The 20656-nt window shown below is 40.6% G+C and carries 26 protein-coding genes; 16 read left to right on the top strand and 10 right to left on the bottom strand.

What is annotated here, in order from left to right:
• Positions 1-24: 24 nt before the first annotated feature.
• The 7 genes from AAFN85_RS29185 to AAFN85_RS29155 all read left to right on the top strand — a co-directional run bounded on the left by AAFN85_RS29185 (position 25) and on the right by AAFN85_RS29155 (position 4161).
• On the top strand, positions 25-747 hold the full coding sequence (locus AAFN85_RS29185) for a hypothetical protein (RefSeq protein WP_347531505.1): 723 nt from the start codon (positions 25-27) through the stop codon (positions 745-747).
• 79 nt (positions 748-826) lie between these two features.
• A complete protein-coding gene (locus tag AAFN85_RS29180) occupies positions 827-1417 on the top strand; it encodes a TetR/AcrR family transcriptional regulator (RefSeq protein WP_347531504.1) in 591 nt (196 codons plus the stop codon).
• Positions 1418-1420: 3 nt separating this feature from the next.
• Positions 1421-1810, top strand: coding sequence for a VOC family protein (locus AAFN85_RS29175; RefSeq protein ID WP_347531503.1), 390 nt, complete (start codon positions 1421-1423; stop codon positions 1808-1810).
• A gap of 29 nt (positions 1811-1839) precedes the next feature.
• Entirely contained in the window at positions 1840-2121 is a 282-nt protein-coding gene (locus tag AAFN85_RS29170) for a YciI family protein (RefSeq protein WP_347531502.1), read from the top strand.
• 94 nt (positions 2122-2215) lie between these two features.
• The gene (locus AAFN85_RS29165) at positions 2216-2431 is read left to right on the top strand and encodes a hypothetical protein (RefSeq protein WP_347531501.1); all 216 of its coding nucleotides are present in this window, start codon (positions 2216-2218) and stop codon (positions 2429-2431) included.
• Positions 2432-3058: 627 nt separating this feature from the next.
• Positions 3059-3706: a hypothetical protein gene (locus tag AAFN85_RS29160; RefSeq protein WP_347531500.1), complete on the top strand. Its 648-nt coding sequence runs from the start codon at positions 3059-3061 to the stop codon at positions 3704-3706.
• Between the two features lie 83 nt (positions 3707-3789).
• Positions 3790-4161, top strand: coding sequence for a DMT family protein (locus AAFN85_RS29155; protein WP_347531499.1), 372 nt, complete (start codon positions 3790-3792; stop codon positions 4159-4161).
• Between the two features lie 41 nt (positions 4162-4202).
• Here the strand turns inward: AAFN85_RS29155 and AAFN85_RS29150 are convergent, their stop codons facing one another.
• Positions 4203-5309 (bottom strand): Gfo/Idh/MocA family oxidoreductase, encoded by a 1107-nt coding sequence (locus AAFN85_RS29150; RefSeq protein WP_347531498.1) that lies wholly within the window; start codon positions 5307-5309, stop codon positions 4203-4205.
• A gap of 187 nt (positions 5310-5496) precedes the next feature.
• Here AAFN85_RS29150 and AAFN85_RS29145 point away from each other — a divergent pair, with 187 nt between their 5' ends.
• Positions 5497-5895: a GNAT family N-acetyltransferase gene (locus AAFN85_RS29145; protein WP_347531497.1), complete on the top strand. Its 399-nt coding sequence runs from the start codon at positions 5497-5499 to the stop codon at positions 5893-5895.
• Positions 5896-5938: 43 nt separating this feature from the next.
• On the opposite strand, the gene AAFN85_RS29140 is transcribed toward AAFN85_RS29145, so the two are convergent.
• Together AAFN85_RS29140 and AAFN85_RS29135 are read right to left on the bottom strand one after the other, a co-directional pair.
• Positions 5939-6604: a hypothetical protein gene (locus AAFN85_RS29140; protein WP_347531496.1), complete on the bottom strand. Its 666-nt coding sequence runs from the start codon at positions 6602-6604 to the stop codon at positions 5939-5941.
• Positions 6605-6887: 283 nt separating this feature from the next.
• On the bottom strand, positions 6888-7706 hold the full coding sequence (locus AAFN85_RS29135) for an N-acetylmuramoyl-L-alanine amidase (protein WP_347531495.1): 819 nt from the start codon (positions 7704-7706) through the stop codon (positions 6888-6890).
• A 220-nt stretch (positions 7707-7926) separates the two neighbouring features.
• On the opposite strand from AAFN85_RS29135, the gene AAFN85_RS29130 reads away from it, so the two are divergent.
• Together AAFN85_RS29130 and AAFN85_RS29125 are read left to right on the top strand one after the other, a co-directional pair.
• Positions 7927-8748: an alpha/beta hydrolase gene (locus tag AAFN85_RS29130; RefSeq protein ID WP_347531494.1), complete on the top strand. Its 822-nt coding sequence runs from the start codon at positions 7927-7929 to the stop codon at positions 8746-8748.
• 563 nt (positions 8749-9311) lie between these two features.
• The gene (locus tag AAFN85_RS29125) at positions 9312-9887 is read left to right on the top strand and encodes a YceI family protein (protein WP_347531493.1); all 576 of its coding nucleotides are present in this window, start codon (positions 9312-9314) and stop codon (positions 9885-9887) included.
• Positions 9888-9977: 90 nt separating this feature from the next.
• On the opposite strand, the gene AAFN85_RS29120 is transcribed toward AAFN85_RS29125, so the two are convergent.
• Together AAFN85_RS29120 and AAFN85_RS29115 are read right to left on the bottom strand one after the other, a co-directional pair.
• A complete protein-coding gene (locus AAFN85_RS29120) occupies positions 9978-10187 on the bottom strand; it encodes a hypothetical protein (RefSeq protein WP_347531492.1) in 210 nt (69 codons plus the stop codon).
• A gap of 166 nt (positions 10188-10353) precedes the next feature.
• Positions 10354-10746, bottom strand: coding sequence for a hypothetical protein (locus AAFN85_RS29115; protein ID WP_347531491.1), 393 nt, complete (start codon positions 10744-10746; stop codon positions 10354-10356).
• 155 nt (positions 10747-10901) lie between these two features.
• On the opposite strand from AAFN85_RS29115, the gene AAFN85_RS29110 reads away from it, so the two are divergent.
• On the top strand, positions 10902-12152 hold the full coding sequence (locus AAFN85_RS29110; RefSeq protein ID WP_347531490.1) for a DUF2130 domain-containing protein: 1251 nt from the start codon (positions 10902-10904) through the stop codon (positions 12150-12152).
• A 112-nt stretch (positions 12153-12264) separates the two neighbouring features.
• Here the strand turns inward: AAFN85_RS29110 and AAFN85_RS29105 are convergent, their stop codons facing one another.
• Positions 12265-13824 (bottom strand): PAS domain-containing protein, encoded by a 1560-nt coding sequence (locus AAFN85_RS29105; protein WP_347531489.1) that lies wholly within the window; start codon positions 13822-13824, stop codon positions 12265-12267.
• 294 nt (positions 13825-14118) lie between these two features.
• On the opposite strand from AAFN85_RS29105, the gene AAFN85_RS29100 reads away from it, so the two are divergent.
• Entirely contained in the window at positions 14119-15036 is a 918-nt protein-coding gene (locus AAFN85_RS29100) for a ChbG/HpnK family deacetylase (protein ID WP_347531488.1), read from the top strand.
• A gap of 5 nt (positions 15037-15041) precedes the next feature.
• On the opposite strand, the gene AAFN85_RS29095 is transcribed toward AAFN85_RS29100, so the two are convergent.
• Positions 15042-15251 (bottom strand): hypothetical protein, encoded by a 210-nt coding sequence (locus AAFN85_RS29095; RefSeq protein ID WP_347531487.1) that lies wholly within the window; start codon positions 15249-15251, stop codon positions 15042-15044.
• Between the two features lie 176 nt (positions 15252-15427).
• Between AAFN85_RS29095 and AAFN85_RS29090 the strand changes: the two genes are divergently transcribed.
• Complete coding sequence (locus AAFN85_RS29090; protein WP_347531486.1) at positions 15428-16435, top strand: ABC transporter ATP-binding protein; 1008 nt, start codon at positions 15428-15430, stop codon at positions 16433-16435.
• A gap of 369 nt (positions 16436-16804) precedes the next feature.
• On the opposite strand, the gene AAFN85_RS29085 is transcribed toward AAFN85_RS29090, so the two are convergent.
• Together AAFN85_RS29085 and AAFN85_RS29080 are read right to left on the bottom strand one after the other, a co-directional pair.
• Positions 16805-17767 carry an EamA family transporter gene (locus AAFN85_RS29085; RefSeq protein ID WP_347531485.1) on the bottom strand — a complete coding sequence of 321 codons (963 nt, stop codon included), beginning with the start codon at positions 17765-17767 and terminating at the stop codon, positions 16805-16807.
• A 7-nt stretch (positions 17768-17774) separates the two neighbouring features.
• The gene (locus AAFN85_RS29080) at positions 17775-18254 is read right to left on the bottom strand and encodes an Lrp/AsnC family transcriptional regulator (RefSeq protein ID WP_347531484.1); all 480 of its coding nucleotides are present in this window, start codon (positions 18252-18254) and stop codon (positions 17775-17777) included.
• 251 nt (positions 18255-18505) lie between these two features.
• Here AAFN85_RS29080 and AAFN85_RS29075 point away from each other — a divergent pair, with 251 nt between their 5' ends.
• The 3 genes from AAFN85_RS29075 (at position 18506) to AAFN85_RS29065 (ending at position 19776) form a co-directional block, all read left to right on the top strand.
• Complete coding sequence (locus AAFN85_RS29075; protein ID WP_347531483.1) at positions 18506-19066, top strand: RNA polymerase sigma factor; 561 nt, start codon at positions 18506-18508, stop codon at positions 19064-19066.
• 21 nt (positions 19067-19087) lie between these two features.
• Entirely contained in the window at positions 19088-19498 is a 411-nt protein-coding gene (locus tag AAFN85_RS29070; protein ID WP_347531482.1) for a hypothetical protein, read from the top strand.
• Positions 19499-19560: 62 nt separating this feature from the next.
• Positions 19561-19776 carry a hypothetical protein gene (locus AAFN85_RS29065; protein WP_347531481.1) on the top strand — a complete coding sequence of 72 codons (216 nt, stop codon included), beginning with the start codon at positions 19561-19563 and terminating at the stop codon, positions 19774-19776.
• Positions 19777-20193: 417 nt separating this feature from the next.
• Here the strand turns inward: AAFN85_RS29065 and AAFN85_RS29060 are convergent, their stop codons facing one another.
• Complete coding sequence (locus tag AAFN85_RS29060) at positions 20194-20652, bottom strand: VOC family protein (protein ID WP_347531480.1); 459 nt, start codon at positions 20650-20652, stop codon at positions 20194-20196.
• Positions 20653-20656: the final 4 nt, after the last annotated feature.

Raw genomic sequence — 20656 nt, 5'->3', positions numbered from 1 at the left:
AACCTCAGATCTTATACAACATCAATGGAGTCATTACAATTTAAACTCGACATTCTTCAATACCCTGCATTACAAAAAAAAGCAATTATTAGGTCGACATCTTTAGTAGCCGTTTTGTTAATAGTGATTTCGTTTTATATGTTACAGGATATCACCAAAAGCGATTTGATGATCTGGAGCATATATATAGTTTTTATGATAGCGCTGTTTGCATTTTCAATATTCAGAGGATTAAAAAAACGGAAAAAGTTGTACGAGAGTTACATGATTATCATAAGCGAACAGGGTATTAAGAGGATACAGGATAAGTTAAATGATCTGTATATTTCTGCGGATCAAATTACCTCCATCGAAAAGAAAACCAACGGCAATTTTATAATTAAAGGGATCAGTAATAATCCCTTCGAAAAAATAAGTATCCCAAAACAAATTGAAAACTATCAAAAAGTAGAGGAGCTTTTAACTGTAATAAAACCTATCACATTAAACGTAAAGACCAGCTTGTATGAAAAATATGGTCTCCTTGTTTCAATTGCTATAGCAATGCCGTTATTAGGCGTTTATGTACTTGATAATAAAATAGCTGTAAGCGTGTGTGCCGCTGTTTCTGTAACCGGCCTTATTTATAGCTTTTTCAGTATCCTTAAGTATCGTACTGCTGTGAAAGGATCAAACCGCGGCGTGTGGACATTGCTCATCGTTTTGATCAGCGTAATAATTGCTACCTATTTCAAACTCATAGCCTGATTTTTTTGACCGTAAATTGATAAAGCAAATCAATTTGTGTTTTTAAATAAACGAACGCTCACTTATATTTGTTGCCAATATGCGACCACGCGACGAATATAAAGAACAACAGATCCGCCAAAAGGGGATAGAGATGATAGTAAAGGAAGGCCTGGATGGCTTTGGCATTAATAAATTGGCCAAAGCTGCCGGTGTATCACCTGCTACCATTTATATCTATTACAAGGATAAGGAGGAGCTGATCACCCGGCTTTGTATTGATGTGGCAGATAAAATGATGGGTTTTAGCCTTCAAAACTTTTCGCCCCAAATGGATTTTGCCGAGGGCCTTAAAGTGCAATGGGATAACCGGCTCAACTACTTTCTGCAGCACCCGCTCGATATGGAATTTATTGAGATAATGCGCTACACCAATTTTTATGAAAAGGTAAGCCAGATGCTCACTAATAATTTCGGTGCCATACTTGGGCAATTTATGCGCAATGCCGAAGAAAAAGGCCAGCTTGTTCCCTTGCCTTTTGAAGTTTACTGGTCGGTTGCTTATGCCCCTTTGTATCAGCTTATAAAATTCCATATGCAGGGCAACAGCTATATAAACAGCAGCTTTACGTTGGATGATAAGCTGATGGATAAAACATTGAAATTGGTATTAAAAGCCTTAAAGCCATAAATTATGTCTACCACAACCGTAAAACTTAACCATATTAATTTAACCGTTACCGATGTAGGTGCGAGCGCTGCTTTTTTTGAGCTTTACTTCAATTTTAAAACCATTGATGTTAAAGGCAATAATATGATGGCCATACTGGAAGGGGCAGATGGCTTTATTTTGGTATTGATGGCCGACACTTTTAATCGTGATGGAAATAATGTTTACCCCGGCGCGTTTCACATCGGCTTTTTGGTTGATACGCATAACGCGGTAACCGAGGTTTACGAACGCCTTAATGCCGGTGGTTTTGCAGCCGGGCAGGCTCCCGGTAGCTTACGCGGCGGCTTCGGTTTTTATTTTACCGCACCTGGTAATATCCTTACGGAGGTTACCTGTTTATCTAAAAATTAAATTTAACTATAAAAACAAACATAAAACCTATGGTACACGCATCAGCTTATAAAGATCCGCATCATGTGATGCTGTTTTTTGAAGAAAATAGCAATACCGTGCAGTCGCACCAATGTTTATCGCAAAGGGCCAATTATTATGAAAACCTTAAAAATAATGGTAAAGTAGTAATGAGCGGCAGCTTCTGGAACCAGGATAAAAATTTCATAATAGTTTATGTATCAAACGATGTTGAGCTGGAACAGATCATTGAAAACGACCCGGCCATACAACAAAACGTGCTTGAACTGGTAAGGGCAATGCCTTTTTAACAGCGTATTTCTACGCAATTTAATGGGTTAAAATACGGGTTAAATTACGCTTGCACATCTGTGTTATACATGATAGTTTTGTGTAAACAGCGTTATGGAACCTTTTGTACTGCAAGTTGACAAACGATCATATAAAGTTATCCCCTCGGTTAACCAAAGTACATTTAGTGTAATTAACTATGCATCGTTTTATACCATTACCCGATTAACTAAAGGTTATTGGGAAATAGTTGAACATCGTTTCGGCGATCATCTTATTCCGCTCCAGGAGATAGGCCGTTCTATCGAAGAATATTGTAAGCTTTCGTAATTATCCGGTTAGCAGGATAAGGCTTCACTGCAAGCTGTTTTCAAACATAATTATTAACTTTTTTGATAGTTTTTATTGCTTTATAAATAAAATCTATCTTTTTATTCCTGAAAGTTGTATATTGCGGTGCCTAACCGCTAATAGTATGGAGAAATTAATAGTTTTCAGAATATTTGCCGCTTTTCCTTTGTTTGGATTGTTACTTCCGGATGTTTCTACCGCTTTAATAGGGTCATATCATGTAATACCCACAGTTCATATTTATATTGAATGCTTTTTACTTGTTTGCATAGCGGCTTGCACTTTGCGCATAGCTTATCTCAATAAATTAAATAACACATCTGGCATTTAACTATTACCACTCGTTTATTTTAAAACCCGGATATTACTTATAAACCTATATAATAGTTTAGTACCCCGTAACCTACTGCCCGGTTAAGAGCCGGGTTTTTTGTTGCTGCTATTGGAAACGGAAATTACTTTACACACTTGCTTGTGTTGTTTTTTTTATATTTTTACGGGTAAATGAACCCTAATCACAATTACTTAAACTATAAAGGCAAGGTGTATCCCTATATCTTTAAAAAATCCAAACTTTTTCGCGCTCTTCTTTTAATAATTATTGTAATGTGCTGTTTTGATACGGCTATAGCGCAGCACAGATCAAACAGGGCTTTAACTTATGGCGGTGGCGGTAGTGGCGCTGTTAACTTTACCGATGGTTGGGCTATAGGCGTTGGCGCGGCGTATGATGTGCCCCGTGGTAGCATTCAGGATTTTTACAAAGCTGCCCCAAACTTTAATCTCAGTGTTTATCATTTTATGGATAACTGGACAACATCTGTTAGTTTGGGCTATCATGCCTATCAACCTAAAGATGCTTTGATAGCGATAACTGACGATGACGATAACCTATTAGGCTCATACAGGCTTTCCAAGTTTTCGGTTTATTCCCTTTATGCCAGCGAGGTTTACAATTTTGATGTTTCTGATAATTTCAGGGTGTTTGCAGGTGCTAATGCAGGTGCTTATTACATTCATCAGAACGCGTGGGCTTATGATGCTGATGGGAACGAAGCAGGGGGAAGCAGTGCAAGCGTACAAACACTTTACCTTGCACCTAAAGTTGGTATAATATTTCCGTTAAGTAGCAGCGTAGGGCTGAGCCTTGAGGGTAAGTATAATTTCTTCACGCCGAGCGGTTATCATGATGTTAATGATGTAACGGTTTATAAATCGTATTCGTTGGGGGCGCAGTTTGTATTTAAGTTTTAATTGCTCCACATCCGAACAAAATAAGGGCGACTGCGTTTTTTATCGTGATTTGCTGATTTTGGCAAATAGCAATAACGCTTTTAATGAGAGGTTTACGCACTATCGGTTTCCTGTTTATATCCAATACCTTCATGACTTTTGCATGGTATGGCCATCTTAAGTTTAAAGAATATGATTGGGGGCGCAACCTTAGCCTCATAGCTATTATACTCATTAGCTGGGGACTGGCATTTTTTGAATACCTGTTCCAGGTGCCGGCCAACGAGGGCGGCTTTAAAGAAAACGGCGGCCCATTCTCGCTTGTTGAGCTTAAAACTATTCAGGAAGCTATTACGCTAACCGTTTTTATGATATTTACCACCGTACTTTTTAAAAACGAAAAGCTGGGCTGGAACCACCTGGTAGGTTTTGGTTTGATAGTACTGGCGGTGTTTGTGATATTTAAAAAATGGTAATCAAAAAGCTGCTTGTATAAGCGGCTTTTTGATTGAACCTATCAGCCTATCTTTTCCCATTTACCGCTGTCAAGGCTACGATAAATGGCATCAACAACAAGCATATCTTTTAAGCCCTCCTCACCGGGTACGCGGCTTTGTTTGTTTTGTATAACGCATAAAGCAAAATCATCCATTTGCGCGGCTTGCTGGGTTATTTGCGGAAATTGCATGGGTGTGCCATTTACTTTCCCATCAATACCTCCATATCCAAAGGCCGGGCCAAGTTCAAAGTTTCCTTTTTCTGCTTCGGCTTTAAGATAGCTCCAATCGTGGTTATAGCTTGATTTGCCTGTTACTTTTTGTCGTCCGGGAAATTGTAGTTCCCAAAAAACAGTTTCATCAACTTCTTTGAACAACTCGGGTTTGGTTTTTTCCTGGGTGGCTTTAACGGCTATTGGTTCTTGCCCCAGCGTATATCTCGATCCCTGGATGGAGTAGATCCCCATATCCATCAATCCGCCGCCACCAGCCAGTGCTTTTTTTAATCGCCAGGCGTTAGGGTCGCCGCCGTAGGTAAAGCCATTACCGGTATCAATGCTTTTTACCTTGCCGTAAACTTGCTTTTGACCAAGGCGCATCAATTCGATGGTATGCGGTTCGAAATGCAGCCGGTAACCTATAGATAATAACCGGTTGGCCTTTTTGCAGGCAGCTATCATGGCCTTGCAGTCCTCAGCATTTAAAGCCATCGGTTTTTCGCATATCACATGTTTGCCGGCTTGTGCTGCCCTTATGGTGTATTCTTTATGCATGCTCACAGGCAGTACCACGTACACAATATCGATATCCGGATTTTTAGCTATCTCATCAAAATTTTGATAGTTATAGATGTTTTTTTCGGGGATGTTATATTTTTTAGCCCAATCTGCGGCTTTTGCAGGTGTGCCGGTTACAATACCTGCCAGGTAGCAATTTTTAGTTTGCTGCAAAGCCGGCGCAAGCTGCCCGCCAGAATAGTACCCCAGGCCAACTAACGCTATGCCCAATTTTTTGGCCGGTTTTGCCGCTGCCAGTTGCGCGAGCGCGGGGCTTAGCGCCAGCGCCCCAATACCTAATGATGCATTACGGATAAAATCTCTGCGCGATGTTTTTTGTACAGGTGCCATAGTTGGGATGGTAAAATGTTTGATTATGATTGGTTTACTTATAAAGGTACAAGTTTATAAATAGGATTGTTTGTAAAAGATGCGTACTTTAAATTGCAGAGCCTTTGGACTATCCACTTTTTTAATTCTGGAGCATATCAAAAATATCGCCCTAAACTATTTTTGACGATAGATCAATCAACACAACATGAATATAACTTACCAAACCGGCACCATACCATCGGCACAACAAATTATTGAACTATATGATTCGGCCGGTTTAAAACGGCCAACGCATGATGCGGAACGCATTGCTAAAATGTATCAAAATTCAAACCTGGTAGTAACCGCCTGGGACGGCGAAAAACTGGTAGGCGTATCCCGCGCCCTTACTGATTATTGCTACAGCTGCTACCTTTCGGATCTGGCTGTTACTAAAGATTATCAAAAAGAGGGGGTAGGCAAAAAATTGGTTCAGTTAACCAAAGATGCTATAGGCGATGAAACCATGCTACTACTACTTTCGGCACCTGCAGCAATGGAATATTATCCTAAAATAGGGATGGAAACGGTGCATAACGGTTTTATCATACACCGGGTTAAATAAATAATTAAGGCAGAAGATTGCTTCTGCCTTAATTTAATGCTATTTACTTACCTCCAAATACATAGAAAACAGAAATCGCTAAACCGTTGTTAACGAAACTTGCGTTGAAATTATCTCCATCACCTGATTTTGTCGAACCATCTTTTTGTACAGAGTGTTGATAATTAACATTAGCAAGTGAAGCAGAGAAACCAAGTTTTTTGGTAGGGTAAAAAACAAGATCGGCATTGGCTCCTGCTAAATAATTATTTGAGTTGGCTGGGCCACTTGGCTGAATTCCCTCATTTATTATTTGATTATGATAGCGGAAATAGCCTAAATAAGGTCCGGCGCGCAGGCCCAGTTTATCGGCAAACATAAAATACTTTCTTAAAAAAATATTTGCACCATATTGTTTCATAATCTGGTTATTGCCAGTAAGCTCTGGAGTTGTGTACTTGGTGTCAAATTTGTTATAGGCAAAATATGGGCTTATTCCAATGTCCAGCTTATCTGCAATAAAATAACTGTACACAGGGCCAAAGGAATAATTGGTTGATTTCGTATTAATGTCATACGAACTAAGCCCTGGCGCCGCACCGGCTGTTGTTGATTGCTGATGCGAAAATTGAAGATTGAGGCCCAACGTTTGAGAGCCTTTTTCGGTTTGGGCTTTTGAAATTTGATAAGCCAATAAAAATGCAGGGATTAAAACAAGGATTTTTTTCATTTGTGTTTTGGTTTTGTTGAGCCCTTGAAACGGCAAAACACAAAGCATATTTTGTCAAAATCTGTTTTAAATGATAAATAAAAAATAAATTTTTATTCGATGGAAATCAGGTAATATGAACGATAGTTTGACGTTATTGAAGTTTTATTTAAGCCTTTTATAAAATAAATAACACAATAAGTACAATTTAATAAATAGGCTGTCGTTCAATCTTTTGCTTGATTAATACCTTTTTTAATAGCTATAATAATACGAGATATTAAAAGCCCGACCCAACCGCGGATTAATTGCCCTCCAAATTGTTTTTGTATTGCTTAAGCGCGTTAATAATTGATCGTACAATTTCATTTTGACCGCTGGCCGAGTTTAGGTACTCTTCATCGGCCGGGTTGTTGATAAAACCCGTTTCAACCAAAACAGCGGGCATGCCGCTTTGGGCAAGTACAAGCACACCCTGTTCTTTCACGCCAAGGCTATGGCGGCCGTTAGCTTTACGAAACTGGTAGTCAACCAGATCGCCAAACTGGATACTTTGCTTGCGGTATTTTTGCTGAAAGGCGTTTAGTACTATAGTGTTCAGGGCTGCATCATCGCCATAGCCGTTATATTTTTCCTTGTAGTCCTTTTCAATAAATATCGAAGCGTTTTCGCGCAAAGCCTCGCGCTGCTCCTGGCTGCGGTGAAAACCGTACACTAAAAGTAACGTTCCGCGCGATGTACCTTTATGTTGAGGTGATGAGTTACAGTGAATGGAGATAAACAGGTTGCCATGGTTATCATTAGCAATATCGGCGCGTTTATGTAATTCAACAAAAACATCTGTGCTGCGGGTCATCACTACCTTAACATTGCCCAGCTCATCGTTTATAGCATCGCGCAGCCTTTTGGCAATGCTGAGGGATACATTTTTTTCTTTAGAATACGCCCCATGCGATCCCGGATCTTTACCACCATGCCCGGCATCAATGATCACGGTTTTAAACCTGAAATGGTTTGAAGTTGAACTATTTTGTTGCGCAAAACAATACGCGTTGGTAAGCAGGCAGATAGAAAAACAAAGTAGTAAGGGTATCTTATTGTTTTTAAGGTGGGTAGCAGGCATCGAATAATTTTGTATGCGGTTTTATAAACAATTCATTCTATAATAGTTATAGTTATGATATTGTTTTACGCAGATAGTTTAAAAGTGTTTTTATTTAAGCGCGCAAATATACTACATGTTTGATTTACAGTGATGTTTAAAAATGAATGTATAAACAGGGGAGTTTTACGGTGTTCACATTATCTGTGTATATTTAAAAAACTTAAAATCCAAGCCAATTATGATGCTGAAAAGAATGTTTTTATTGATGCTGATATGCCAGGCATTAGTAGCCTGCAGCCAACAAAAAGGGATAATTTATGGTGATAACCCCGCGGCAGGTAAATATTATAATGTGCGCGGCGTAAAACTTTATACCGAGGTATATGGCACAGGTAAGCCCCTTTTAATGATTCACGGAAATGGGGGGAGTATCAATGCCTTCGAAAAAAATATCCCATACTTTGCCAAAAAATATAAAGTGATTGCTGTTGATAGCCGCGCGCATGGCAAATCAACAGATGGGCGAGATTCACTTACATTCGAGATGATGGCAGATGATTTTGCGGCGTTGCTTGATGTTATGCATATCGATTCGGCTTATGTAATTGGCTGGAGCGATGGTGGCATTAATGCCCTGGTTATGGCCATGCGCCATCCCGAAAAAGTAAAAGCGCTGGCATCAACGGGAGCTAACCTCTGGCCTGATTCTACCGCGCTGATTCCTTCGTTATGGAAAGATATGGAGAAGGAGTATGCTGATAAGAAGGATAGTAAATTCGTGACTGATAAAGAGAAAAACGACCGCAAGGTTTTTATGCTTGATTATAAAGAGCCCAATATTAAGCTTTCGGCTTTAAGCTCAATAAAATGCCCCTCGCTCATCATTGCGGGCGATCATGATCTGATTGTTACTACGCATACCGTTCAAATAGCCGAGAATATCAGAGGTGCTTATCTCTGGATCCTGCCCGATTCTGGCCACGGTACCCTGGTTGAACACGCCGACGAGTTTAATAAAAAGGTTGATGACTTTTTTTCGGGGCAATTTCATAAAAGATGAGGTAATCCGAAAAACAGATAGCCGGGCATTAAACCCGGCTATCTCACATAATTACTTCGATTTAAAAAATCTCAATTATAATAAAATAACACGCGTGTTTGTTTTAGGTTTTAAAAAAATAACATCCGGCTCTTTTTTATTACTTCAGATAATAATCATCAAAACCTCTCGTTTTTAAAACATACTAACTCATTAGCTTACCTGCGGCTTTACTGTTTTAAACAATAGTAATATGAAACCCGAAAACCAAAAGTTGCTGGTAGATATTCTTTTAACTATCTCGTTTGTATTAATAATAGCGCTTGCTGTGATCATGGTTTTTCAACCGGATATTTCTATGAACTAATATCATATCAGGCTAACTCTTTTCATATCAAGTGCAACCCTTGCTCAAATTAGGGTTGAAATTTTTGATGACTTAAAAATTCCCAGTAAAATAGTAGTATATTGTCATCCGATTTTAATAAAGTAGATGTTTAAACATTTATTTTTTTGAAGTATCGATCATTTATCTACTTTTGAGCCATAAATCAAAAACAAAAAAGAAATAAAAAATTAAAACAATGAAAAAGATTCTTATCCTGTTAGCCGCAGCATTTACTTACACAGCAGCATCAGCACAAACTACCTGGACTGTAGACAAAGCACACTCAAACGTTAAATTTACCGTAACCCACTTATTGGTATCTGACGTTGACGGTATCTTCAAAAACTACGATGCAACCATCACTGCTGCAAAACCTGATTTTAGCGATGCTAAATTCCAGATCAGCATTCAAACTGCTTCTGTAAGCACTGATAACGATAACCGCGACAAACACCTTTCAAGCCCTGATTTTTTTGATGTAGCTGCTTTCCCAACCATTACTTTTACAAGCACTGGTATCACTAAAACATCAGATAAACACTACAAACTTACCGGTAACTTAACTTTACACGGTGTTACTAAACCAGCTTCGTTTGATTTATGGTACCGTGGTACTATCCAAAACCCAATGAGCAAAGCTGATGATGCTGGTTTCCAGTTAACCGGTGTTATCAAACGTTCTGATTTTAACTTTGGTTCAAAATTCGGTAACGCTGTAGTAAGCGACGAAGTAGCCATCAAAGCTAACGGCGAATTTGGCAAAGCCAAATAATTAAGGAAATATATATAAGCATAAAGCGGCCCGGATAACCCGGACCGCTTTTGTTTTTATAGTGAAAGGGTGTAGGGAATGGTCTTTTATTTATGAATGCTGGTATTGCACCTGCTGTTTTTTTAAGTAACGGATAATCAAAGTGCAGGTAATGATCATGGCGATAAGCGCTGCACCTGTTATGATGTGGAAAAAAGGCAATTTAAAATCGCGATTGATCATTGCTTCGGTAACATCGGGTATGATGATGGCAATTAAAGGCAAGCACGAAAACAACCTTAGTAAGCTAAGCTTTTTCATAATAATGATAAGTGGTGGGAGCAGTAATTTGCTACATCCAAATATGCAGCGTTATTTTGTAGCCTGAAATACCCGGTATAAGGTATTTTTACCCTGTGCAGGAATAAGTAAATGAGGAAGTTAAAAGAAGATTGCCTGGAAATAGGCCTCGAAAAGAGTGGTGAATTTATCTTGATAGCAACTGTTTAAGTACATTAAACCATAACTGGTTTTTGGCACCAAACAGGGTGTGGTCAATAATTAAGTAAAGCGTTATAAGGTCATCTTTAATGCGGTAGCGCAACCTTAGCGGCTGCCAAAACATACCGGCGTTGCGTACCATGCTACGTTTATAAAACTCATCAAAGCCCAAATATATTTGTTCTAAGCTATCTAGGGGGATATGCTCGTAGCTATCGCCATCAAGCACAATGCTTTTAGGGGTGAGGATGATCTCGCCGTTATAATGATGTGTAGGCGGTGTAAAAGCGAACAGGGCACCGGCCTCGTTAGCCAATCCAAGCGTAGCCAGATCATAATCATGGCTCCACATTACCTTACCTATCCTCAATATCTGCATTTTATAAACTTCGGTATTTAAAACGGCATTTGCAATAAATTGTTATCATCATAGTTTCATTTTGTTACAATAATGTTAACCTGTATCAGAGTGAAGCCCTAAACCCGAAAATTCCTATCTTTGATAAGCCGGATTTTTTCGGTTTTTAATAATATATGGCTACAGAAGTTAAGTGCCCAAGTTGTGGTTATGGTTTTCCGATAGAAGAGGTAATGGCCGAGGAGTATAAAAAAGAACTCCGGGTTAAAATGATGGAGTACACCCGCCAAAAGGAAGAGGAATACAAGAAAAAAGATGAGGAGTTTTTAAGCAAAGAGCGTCAGCAACAGGCGGCTTTTGAGCAAAGGCTTAGTAATGAGAAAAAACAGCTACAGCAAACACTTGAAGATAACCTGCGCAAAACAATAAGCGAGGATTTTGAAAACCAGTTGGTGCTGCTAAAAAATTCTGCTACCGAAACCGAAGAGAAACTAAAGCAATCCCGCCAAAAAGAGCTGGATTTTATGCAGCGTGAAAATCAGCTGAAACAAAAGGAAGAGGAGATGGAATTGGCTATGCAACGTAAGTTACACGAACAGCGCAATGAGCTAACCGACCAGATCCGTAAGCAGGAAGCTGAGCGCCATAGCATAAAAGATACCGAATACCAGTTAAAAGTTAAAGAGCTTGAAAAACAGCTTGACGATCAGAAAAAACTGGCCGATGAGATGAAGCGCAAAGCCGAGCAAGGCTCTATGCAATTACAAGGCGAAGCCCAGGAACTTATTTTGGAAGAATTGTTACGCAACTATTTCCCTTTCGATGTGATCAGCGAGGTAGGGAAGGGGGTACGCGGTGCCGATTGTGTGCAAACTGTGCGCAACCAGTTTGGGCAGGAATGCGGCCGCATTATTTACGAAAGTAAGCGTACCAATGCCTTCTCGATGGATTGGATCGAAAAGCTGAAAAAGGATATGCGTAGTATGGGTGTTGATGTAGCCGTAATAGTTACCCAATGCTACCCCAAAGGCATGGATTGCTTTGGCGAACGCGATGGTGTGTGGATCTGCAGTTTTGATGAGGTAAAGGCTGTATCCTACATCTTACGCGATGGGGTAATGAAACTATCAAACCTGGCCAAATCGCAGGATAATAAAGGCGATAAAATGCATCTGTTGTATGATTACCTTACCAGCACAGAGTTTTCTGAACAATGGAAAGCCATCCGCGAGGGTTACATGAGCATGCGCCAATCCATCCAGCGCGAACGTGATGCCATGGAAAAACTCTGGAAGGCCCGCGAAAAACAACTGGATAAAGTATTATTAAGTGCCGCCCATATCAGGGGCAGCATTGAAGGTATAGCGGGTAATGATACCATACAGCTTAACCTTACCGACGATGACGACGCGTTGTTATTAGAGTAAATATCTTTGTGAAATACTTCTGAAGCCTATGGCTTCAGAAGTATTTCACCTTTCACCTTTCACCTTTCACCTTTCACCTTTCACCTTTCACCTTTCACCTTTCACCTTTCACCTATTCAGATTTCTGAATGATTTCCCTTATTACCTGGTCGAGTTCTTGGGCGGATGCGGTTATTAGTTTTGCCAGTTCAGCATTTTCTTCCTGTTCATCAAGTTGGTTTTCCAACAAATCGGCCAGTCCCATTATGCGCGCTACGGGGGTGCGCACTATGTGTGCCTGTGTCCAGGCTATTTCCTTTAGCTGAATGTTTTGCTTTTCGATAGCGCTCACGTATGTTTTTAATTGGGTAATATCACGCTCAATCGAGATCCAATGCGTTATATGGCCGTTGCTATCCTTAACCGGAGATATCGATTTGCTGCTCCAATAAGTTTCTCCGCTTTTTTTATAGTTTATCAGTTCAACTTCAAATGATGTGTTGCGCTCAAATGTGTTAAATAGTTCGCTATGGTTTGCCAGGGGATAGTTAAAGCCCCAGAGCAAGTCGGTAGATAAGCCTATCACCTCTTTTTGCTCAAAACCGGTAATGTGTGTAAAAGCCTCATTTACATAAACAATTTTGCGCTGCTGATCATTACTTGCACCGGCTTCAACAATTACAACCGCCTCGGTAGCATACTTTAATGCCGATTCGGTAAGTTTTAGCCATTGCTCCTCTTGTTTTTGGCGGGTAATATCCTGCATAGCGCCAATCATCCTGATAGGCTTTCCGTCATTATTTCGTACAATAATGGCCCGGTCAAATACATGTTTGTAAGTACCATCGGCACATAAAAATCGATAGCTGAGTTGCAGGTGGATACCATGGTTTTCAAAGGCCCAGCTAAGCTGGTGGTTAACAGTTTCCCTGTCGTCGGGATGAAGTTTATCTATCCACCAGGTTTGCGCCTCGGTTACAGTGTTAAGGGTGTAGCCAAAAATGAGGTTTATACCATAGTTGTATAAGATGGTGTTATTGATCAGGTCCCAATCCCAAATAGTATCGTTAGTAGCATCGGCAACAATTTCATAGCGATCATTACTCTGTTGTAAGCCATTAAATAGTTTAGGCAGCAGTATAGCTATTACCGCGCTTAAAATGATAAGGTTTGATGAAACTGCTATCCACGATCCTAATGTGTATTGTGTACTGATGCCGTTTTTAAGCAAGTTAAAATGGATGCAAATAGCCACAACAACACTTATCCCAATATTCATGTAAACGGTACAGAAGGGATGTTCGCCATGAAAAACAAGCAGACAAAAAATGGTGAGCGATAACAGGTAGATCATCCCCGGGCCATACCATCCTAAATAAAACAATAAAACTATAGCCAGCAGGTAAAGCAAGCCAATAAGCCACGATTTGCGCGCTGTGATACTAATACCGGGGACTAAAGCTGCAGCGGCTATAGCAAAAAACACAAACACGTCAAAACCGGCAAGTACATATAAACCGCTTATAACACTCATGTAAACACCAGGTATAAGCGCTAAAACAAAAAAGGGGAATAAATAAGTCATCATGGTGGCAAACAACTTATTACTCCAATAAGGTAAACCATGAAGTTGTTCGTTGTTGCCCGAGCAGTTTTTATTTATAGTAGCTTTATAAGCTCGCCAAACGCGCATTAGTTTTTCATTATGCTTTGAAGTTTAAATTGTATTGCTTTTAGCGTATGCCTCAATGCATATGATAAGGTAGGTAGCATTAATTTGGTAGATGATTAACGCTCTAAGATATAAATAAACATACAGGTTGTAAAGATGGCCGCGACATTATGTAACAATATGCTGTGATGTTTACTTTTTATATCCTTATTAGCGCTCATTATAAGATATTTACGATTGAAAAAAACTGACCATATAAACGCCAAATTTAGCTGTTTTAAGTAACTAAAACGGTTTATCCTATATATAAATGCCATGAGAAAGATATTCGCACATTTTATTATCTTGATAATGATAGCTTGTGCAGGCAAGTTATCGGCTCAGCAAAACAACAACTTACCCAAATTACTGATCAGGCTTGATGATATCGGCATGAACCATTCTGTTAATATGGCGATGTTAAAAGCAGCGAAGACGGGCATGCCACTTTCAGCATCTGTACAATTTGCCTGCCCCTGGTACCAGGAAGCTGTAGAGATCTTAAAGCAATATCCAAATGTTAGTGTAGGCGTACATTTAACCCTAACCTCCGAATGGAAAAACTATCGCTGGGGCCCGGTTACTGGTCGCACTGCGGTGCCAAGCCTGGTAGATTCGAACGGTTACTTCCCACAGTCAACCAGGGCATTCGGCAAAAACGCTTATAAAGTAAGCGAAATAGAAACCGAACTATCGGCACAAATTGAAAGGGCGATAGGGTCGGGATTGAAGATAACGTATATCGATCCGCATATGGGTATTATGCTTTCAACCCCCGAATTGCGCGCGCTTACCGAAAAGCTTGCCCATAAATATCATCTGGCTATATCACCCCTAAGCAGCGTAACCTACTTTGGCGAAACTTATAAAGAAATGTGGGGCGAACCTATAGCCACTAAAAAGGATGCGTTTTTAAATTACATCAGCAAATTAAATCCTGATAAACCTAACTTGATGGTGTTGCATACCGCTACGCCAAGCCCCGAAATGGATGTGCTGGTAGATATGAACAGCAACATGATGAACTCGAAAGATGGCAAGCCGCTAACCAGTATCCACCGCCAAACCGAGCTAAACGCCTTGCTCTCGCCCGAGTTTGCAGCTATGATCAATAAGAAATTTCAGTTAATCAATTATCAGCAGCTATTAGCCGGTAAAGATATCAGCGTGCTAAAAGCTGTTGATGATAAATAGCGCCGTTATTTTTTTGAAGTAGCAACTATCACTATGCCACCTAAAACCAGCACGCCGCCTAAATAAGGTGGCCAGTTAACGCTTTTTTCTCTATCGGCCGATACCTGGATTGGGCCGGCATCAATGATCTTTTCCTTTTTAGTGTAGGTGAAGCCGGTCCAGATGAGCATAACTGCGCCTACTATAATTAATATTATCCCTAAAAGCTTGTTCATGGCAGGTTGTATTGGTTTACTAACATTAATAAAGTTTAAGCGCAATTGTTTTTTGAGGATGTTAATTAGTGTGTTGGTAGATTAAATTTTTTTGCTTTTAACTTTTTTATAGATTAGAAGTCCCTAACGGAAATTAGAAATAACGCTTAGTAGCCTCTATAATTAAATAACACTGCATGACTGACGACCTGATATTGGAAACCATCTCCGTCACCAAAAACTTTTTTGGCGATAAATCTTCAGGCGTTAATAACATCACCATATTTATTCCCAAAAGTAAAATAACGGCTATAGTGGGCGAAAGCGGTAGCGGGAAAACTACTTTGCTCAACCTGATGTACGGCACGTTGGAACCTGATCATGGTGATGTGTTTTTCAAGGAGGAAAGGGTTTTAAGTAGAGACAAAGGCATTCAGCACGCGCATAAAGCTATGCGTATGGTGGCGCAACACAATACCGATCTTGATCCGCGAACTTCGGTATGGGATACCATAAACGAAGGCCTATCTCCCGAAGATCAAAGCCAATCCATACAACGGGTTACCGAGGCTTTACATCTGCTCAATATTTACGATTTGCGGGAAATGCCATTTGGTAAACTAAGCGGTGGTGAAAAGCAGCGTGTAACCATTGCCAAAGCGTTAATAAGTCGCCCCGAGGTATTACTGTTAGATGAGCCTTTTAACCAGGTAGATGCTACTTACCGCGAAGGGTTGCAGCATGATATCCGATATATAGTACAAACATGGGGCGTAACGGTAGTCCTGGTATCGCACGATCCGGCCGAGATCTTATCAATGGCCGATGAGTTGATCGTGTTGAAAGAAGGAGAGATAGTGGAGAACGGAAGCCCCGAAGAACTTTACCACTCGCCCAAACTAATGTACACTGCGCAGATATTGGCCAGCTGCACCCGCTTAACATCGGCGCAGGCAAAAACCTGCGGTATAAAAAGTAAGCGCAGTGTAGTAGTTATTTATGCCGAGCATGTGAAGATCAGCACACTCGGCAGTAAATGGCTGGTGAAAATGGTATTGTTTAAAGGTTTTTTTGAGGAATTGATTGTTGAGAAAGAAGGCATCACTTTAAGGGTGCTTAATCACGATAGAAAGAAATACCCGGTGGGGAGTAAGATCAGTATCAGCATCAGCAAGTATTTTGAGTTTGGGAAGTGGGAGAATTGAGGAAAATGAGAAAAACAAAATTGCAAGCCGAAAATTCATTTGTTATCTCATCAATCTCTGCTGACAATGTCGAAGCTGAAGAGGAACGAGATAGGCCATCATATAACCCGGAATTTGTTAATAAAATATTGCGGAGTAGGGAAGATATTAAAAACGGTAAGGGAGTGAAGATTGATGTCGAAAATCTATGGAAATAGAATAAATCGCTGTCCGAAGTCTCTGACTTCGGACGACTATGCGTGGAGTTTGCAACTCCCTAAAGCAAAAAGAAAATGATAACTAAGCCTGGAGTTACAAACTCCAGGCTTAGTCAATTCGAAGTCGGAGACTTCGAACAGCTTTTTTTAATATTACGGGTTAAGAGAAATCTTATTCAGCCACTGCCACCTTCTCATCAACTTCCTTCGCCTTTCTATACTTTGAAAGATTGATCAGCAATACACTTCCCAAAATCACAAACAAGCCCACTACCTGTATCAAACTAACGTGCTCCCCCGCAAAAATTACCCCAAGCAACACCGCAATCACCGGGTTAACATATGCATAAGTACCCACCTGTGTAGCCGACCTAACCTGCAATAACCACACATAAGCACTAAACGCGGCTATCGATCCAAATACTATCAAATAGGCTAAAGCATACCAGCTTTGAGCAGGTATAGCATCCCAATGAACAGCTTGCGTTTCGTTAGTTAAAAAGCTTGCGGGAATAAAGAATGCCCCGGCAGCGAGCATTTGCCAGGCTGTGTTTACGGTTCCGGATCCTTTGTTATTATAATGCTTTGAATACAGCGAACCCGACGCCCAGCCCAATGTTCCGAAAACCAATAGTAGCATCCCCGCTAATTTTGATGGACCGGCGGATGTTCCGACCATGCTTTCAATCTGTTCGCTAAAAAGGAGTATCACGCCTACAAAACCAATTAATAAACCGGCAATAGTGCTTTTACTTCTGAAGTTGGTTCCCCAGTTTGGTTTATCTAATAGCACAAACCAAATTGGCGGCGAGGTCACCATAATAGCCACCATAGCACTTGGCAAAGTTTGTTCTACCCAAATCACTACTCCATTACCTATTACCAACAATAAAAATCCGCTTACCGCTGCGTGCAGTATGTTTCGCGGCACGAAGATCTTTTCGCCCTTAATAGCACACCAGATCATTAATAGCAGCCCTGCCGTAAAAAAGCGGAGCGCGCCTAATAGCAGTGGTGGAAAACCGGCCACGGCTATCTTAATAAAAAAGTAGGTGGAGCCCCATACAATATAAACAGTAGCGAAGGCTAAAACAACCAATAAGGGGGATGCGGATTTTTTTACGGCAGGTGTCATGATGTAATTATTTTTCGGGTATAACCAATTGTTGTTGTTCTTTCACGGTTTCGAGCACTATGGTGGTGCGGGTGCTCAAAATATTGGGGATCTTGCTGAAATAGGTACGGATCAGGCTCATGAGTGATGCCGAATCGTAAGTACGTACCTTAACAAGATAGCAGTCGTCGCCGGCAATACAATGTACCTCCTGCACTTCCGGTATTTTAGCCAGTTCGCGGGATGTTGCTTCGCTTCCGGGGCCATCGGCAGCTTTCATAAAAATAAAGGCCACCAATTTTTGTTGCAGGGCCACCGGGTTTATGCGGGTGGTATATTGTTGGATCACGTTTTTTTGTTCCAGTTTTTTTACGCGCTCCAATATGCCGGAGGGTGCCATGCCAAGCTCGCGGGCCAGGTCGGCATTGGAGATCCGGGCGTTTTCCTGCATTAGGCGGAGGATGTGCAGGTCGGTTTTATCTAAAATGATTTCTTGCTCGTTGATCATACAGTAATATTCGATATTAAATGAATTAAATTCAAGTATTTTTATTTAAAATGAATTTAATTCGACAAAAGTGTATTTATGGTGTTTAAACATCGTTTTGGTTGACTATTGTTTTTCAACTAATGATATTGGTATCTATAGTGAAGGATGGCTTTTTTCAGGCTGATAGAAATTTTTTAAAAAAAATTAAAATGTTTTAAAACCATAATCGTCTTTATCTTTAAACGGATAAGAAATTGACAACAGCGATAATGCCCCAGGACAAAAACAGCCACATCATACAAACTATTGCTGCGTATGGTAAAAGCCTGTTGGGATTTATTCGCCGGAGGGTAAAAAACGATGCCGACGCCGAAGATATACTACAGGATGTTTGGTACCAGTTTAGCGCCGTTATCAACTCTGAACCGATTGAACAAACCAGCGCCTGGCTATACCGGGTGGCCCGGAATAAAATAACTGACAAGCATAAAAAAAAGAAGGAAACCCTGATTGATGATATGCTGGGCGATAGTGAAGATTATGACGATGAAGCACCGGACTTTAAAGCCATACTCCTCACCGAAGCCACTACTCCCGAAACCGAGTATTTGCGCAACCTTTTTTGGGAGCAGTTATTTTTTGCGCTGGATGAGTTACCCGACGAACAAAAGCAAGTATTTATTTGGCATGAACTGGAAGATATCCCCTTCGAAGAAATTGCCAAACGTACCGGTGTAAATACAAACACACTGGTATCGCGTAAGCGCTACGCGGTACTACACCTGCGTAAAAGGCTTGCCCAACTCTACCTCGAAATTTCAGAATATTAAAAAATTAAGACATTATATAACATGAAACCATTTTTTTATAAAAGGCGATTCATTTTTATCCCACTTGGGATAATTGCCTGCCTTGCTGTGGTCAGCTTTGCTGTGATGCAGCTTTGGAACTGCTTACTACCCGATATATTACACGTTACCACCATTACTTACTGGCAGGCCATGGGCATATTTGTTTTGTGCAAATTGCTGTTTGGCTTTGGTAAAGGAGGCCCTAAAGGCGGCGGAGGTGGTGCCCCATGGATGCGAGGCCGTATGGCCGAGCGTTTTAAAAACATGAGCCCGGAAGATCGTGAAAAATTCCGTGCCCAATGGGAAGATCGCATGTGCGGATGGAAAGGCCGTGGTGCAGGCAGGTTCGGTCGCGATTGGGACGATTTCAGAAACGGCCCTGTAAACGAAGAAAAAAAGGCCGAAGAATAAATAGCTTTTTGCTGTCCGCCTTAAGTTTTCAGCTAATTACTTACCCCGAAAAATAACATAATATGGATGTGCTGGTATTTGCAACAAGCGTAACCCAAAAACGGCAGGTGAGCCGGGTTCAAAATTTACTAACCAAAGAACCCGCTATAGCCCAATGGAACTTTGATCTGGACGATTGCGATAACATTTTACGCATCGAAGCCAGCGATGTTTCGCCCCGTTACATTGAAAGCTTGCTGCAAAAAGCCGGTATCCGGTGCCAGGAGTTGGAGTATTAAACAAACTGATAAAAAATCGTCATGCTGAATTTATTTCACTGTTGTCCGGGGAAAGATTTTTCAAAAAGTTTTACCGGACAGCCGGTATCGAAATAGCTGCGATATTATACACTAAAAACTTTTTGAAACACTACAACGCAACCATAAACGGTCTAACCGCAGGAAAAGCTTAGTTTCGATTAAATTTTTACCGGACAGCCGGATTTTAAAAAGAGATTCAATAATTTAAAAACACAGGGGGCTTGCATTTAAAACAGCATAAAAAAAGGCCTTTTTGAGGCCTTAAAAAAGGTTTTTAGATAGGAAACGAAAGTTCCCCGGACAACAGTGAAACAAGTTCAGCATGACGATTGATTTTTAGGCAGGCGTTTCAAGCCCCACCCAAATTTTTTAGTTTTTGATTGTTTAGCGGCCTGGCTATTTTTTAGCCGGGCTGTTTATTTCAATCCAATACCCATCCGGATCCTGAAAATATAATTGCAACACACCATCGCCCCTAAAAGTAGGCTCTTTGCTATCACCTTTCCAATTACCGTACGGGATATTCATAGCTTCCAGGTTTTTAGCAAATTCTTTTACAGATGAAACAGTGAAGCAAAGGTGTACGCCCTTAACTTGTTTTTCGTTCCGCTCAGCTTGTATTACATGCAGTTTAACATTGTTGCCAAGGCTGTACCATTGGTGTACGGTATCGGCAAAGGGGTTATCCACCTTTTTCAGGTGTAATACTTTGGTATAAAATTCGGTGCTTTTTTTAAGGTTGCTGGTGGTGATGGCAATATGATCAACTACGGGTACAAGGTCTGTTCCGGTTTGTGCGTGGCTTACCAGTGGCATTATGCCACAGGCCATCAGCATTAATAAAAAGGTTTTCATGTAT

Origin of the sequence: Mucilaginibacter sp. CAU 1740 (assembly GCF_039839285.1) — a bacterium.
GTDB lineage: Bacteria > Bacteroidota > Bacteroidia > Sphingobacteriales > Sphingobacteriaceae > Mucilaginibacter.
The sequence above is the reverse complement of the archived record's forward strand: the minus strand, read 5'-3'. Positions and strand labels throughout refer to the sequence as shown.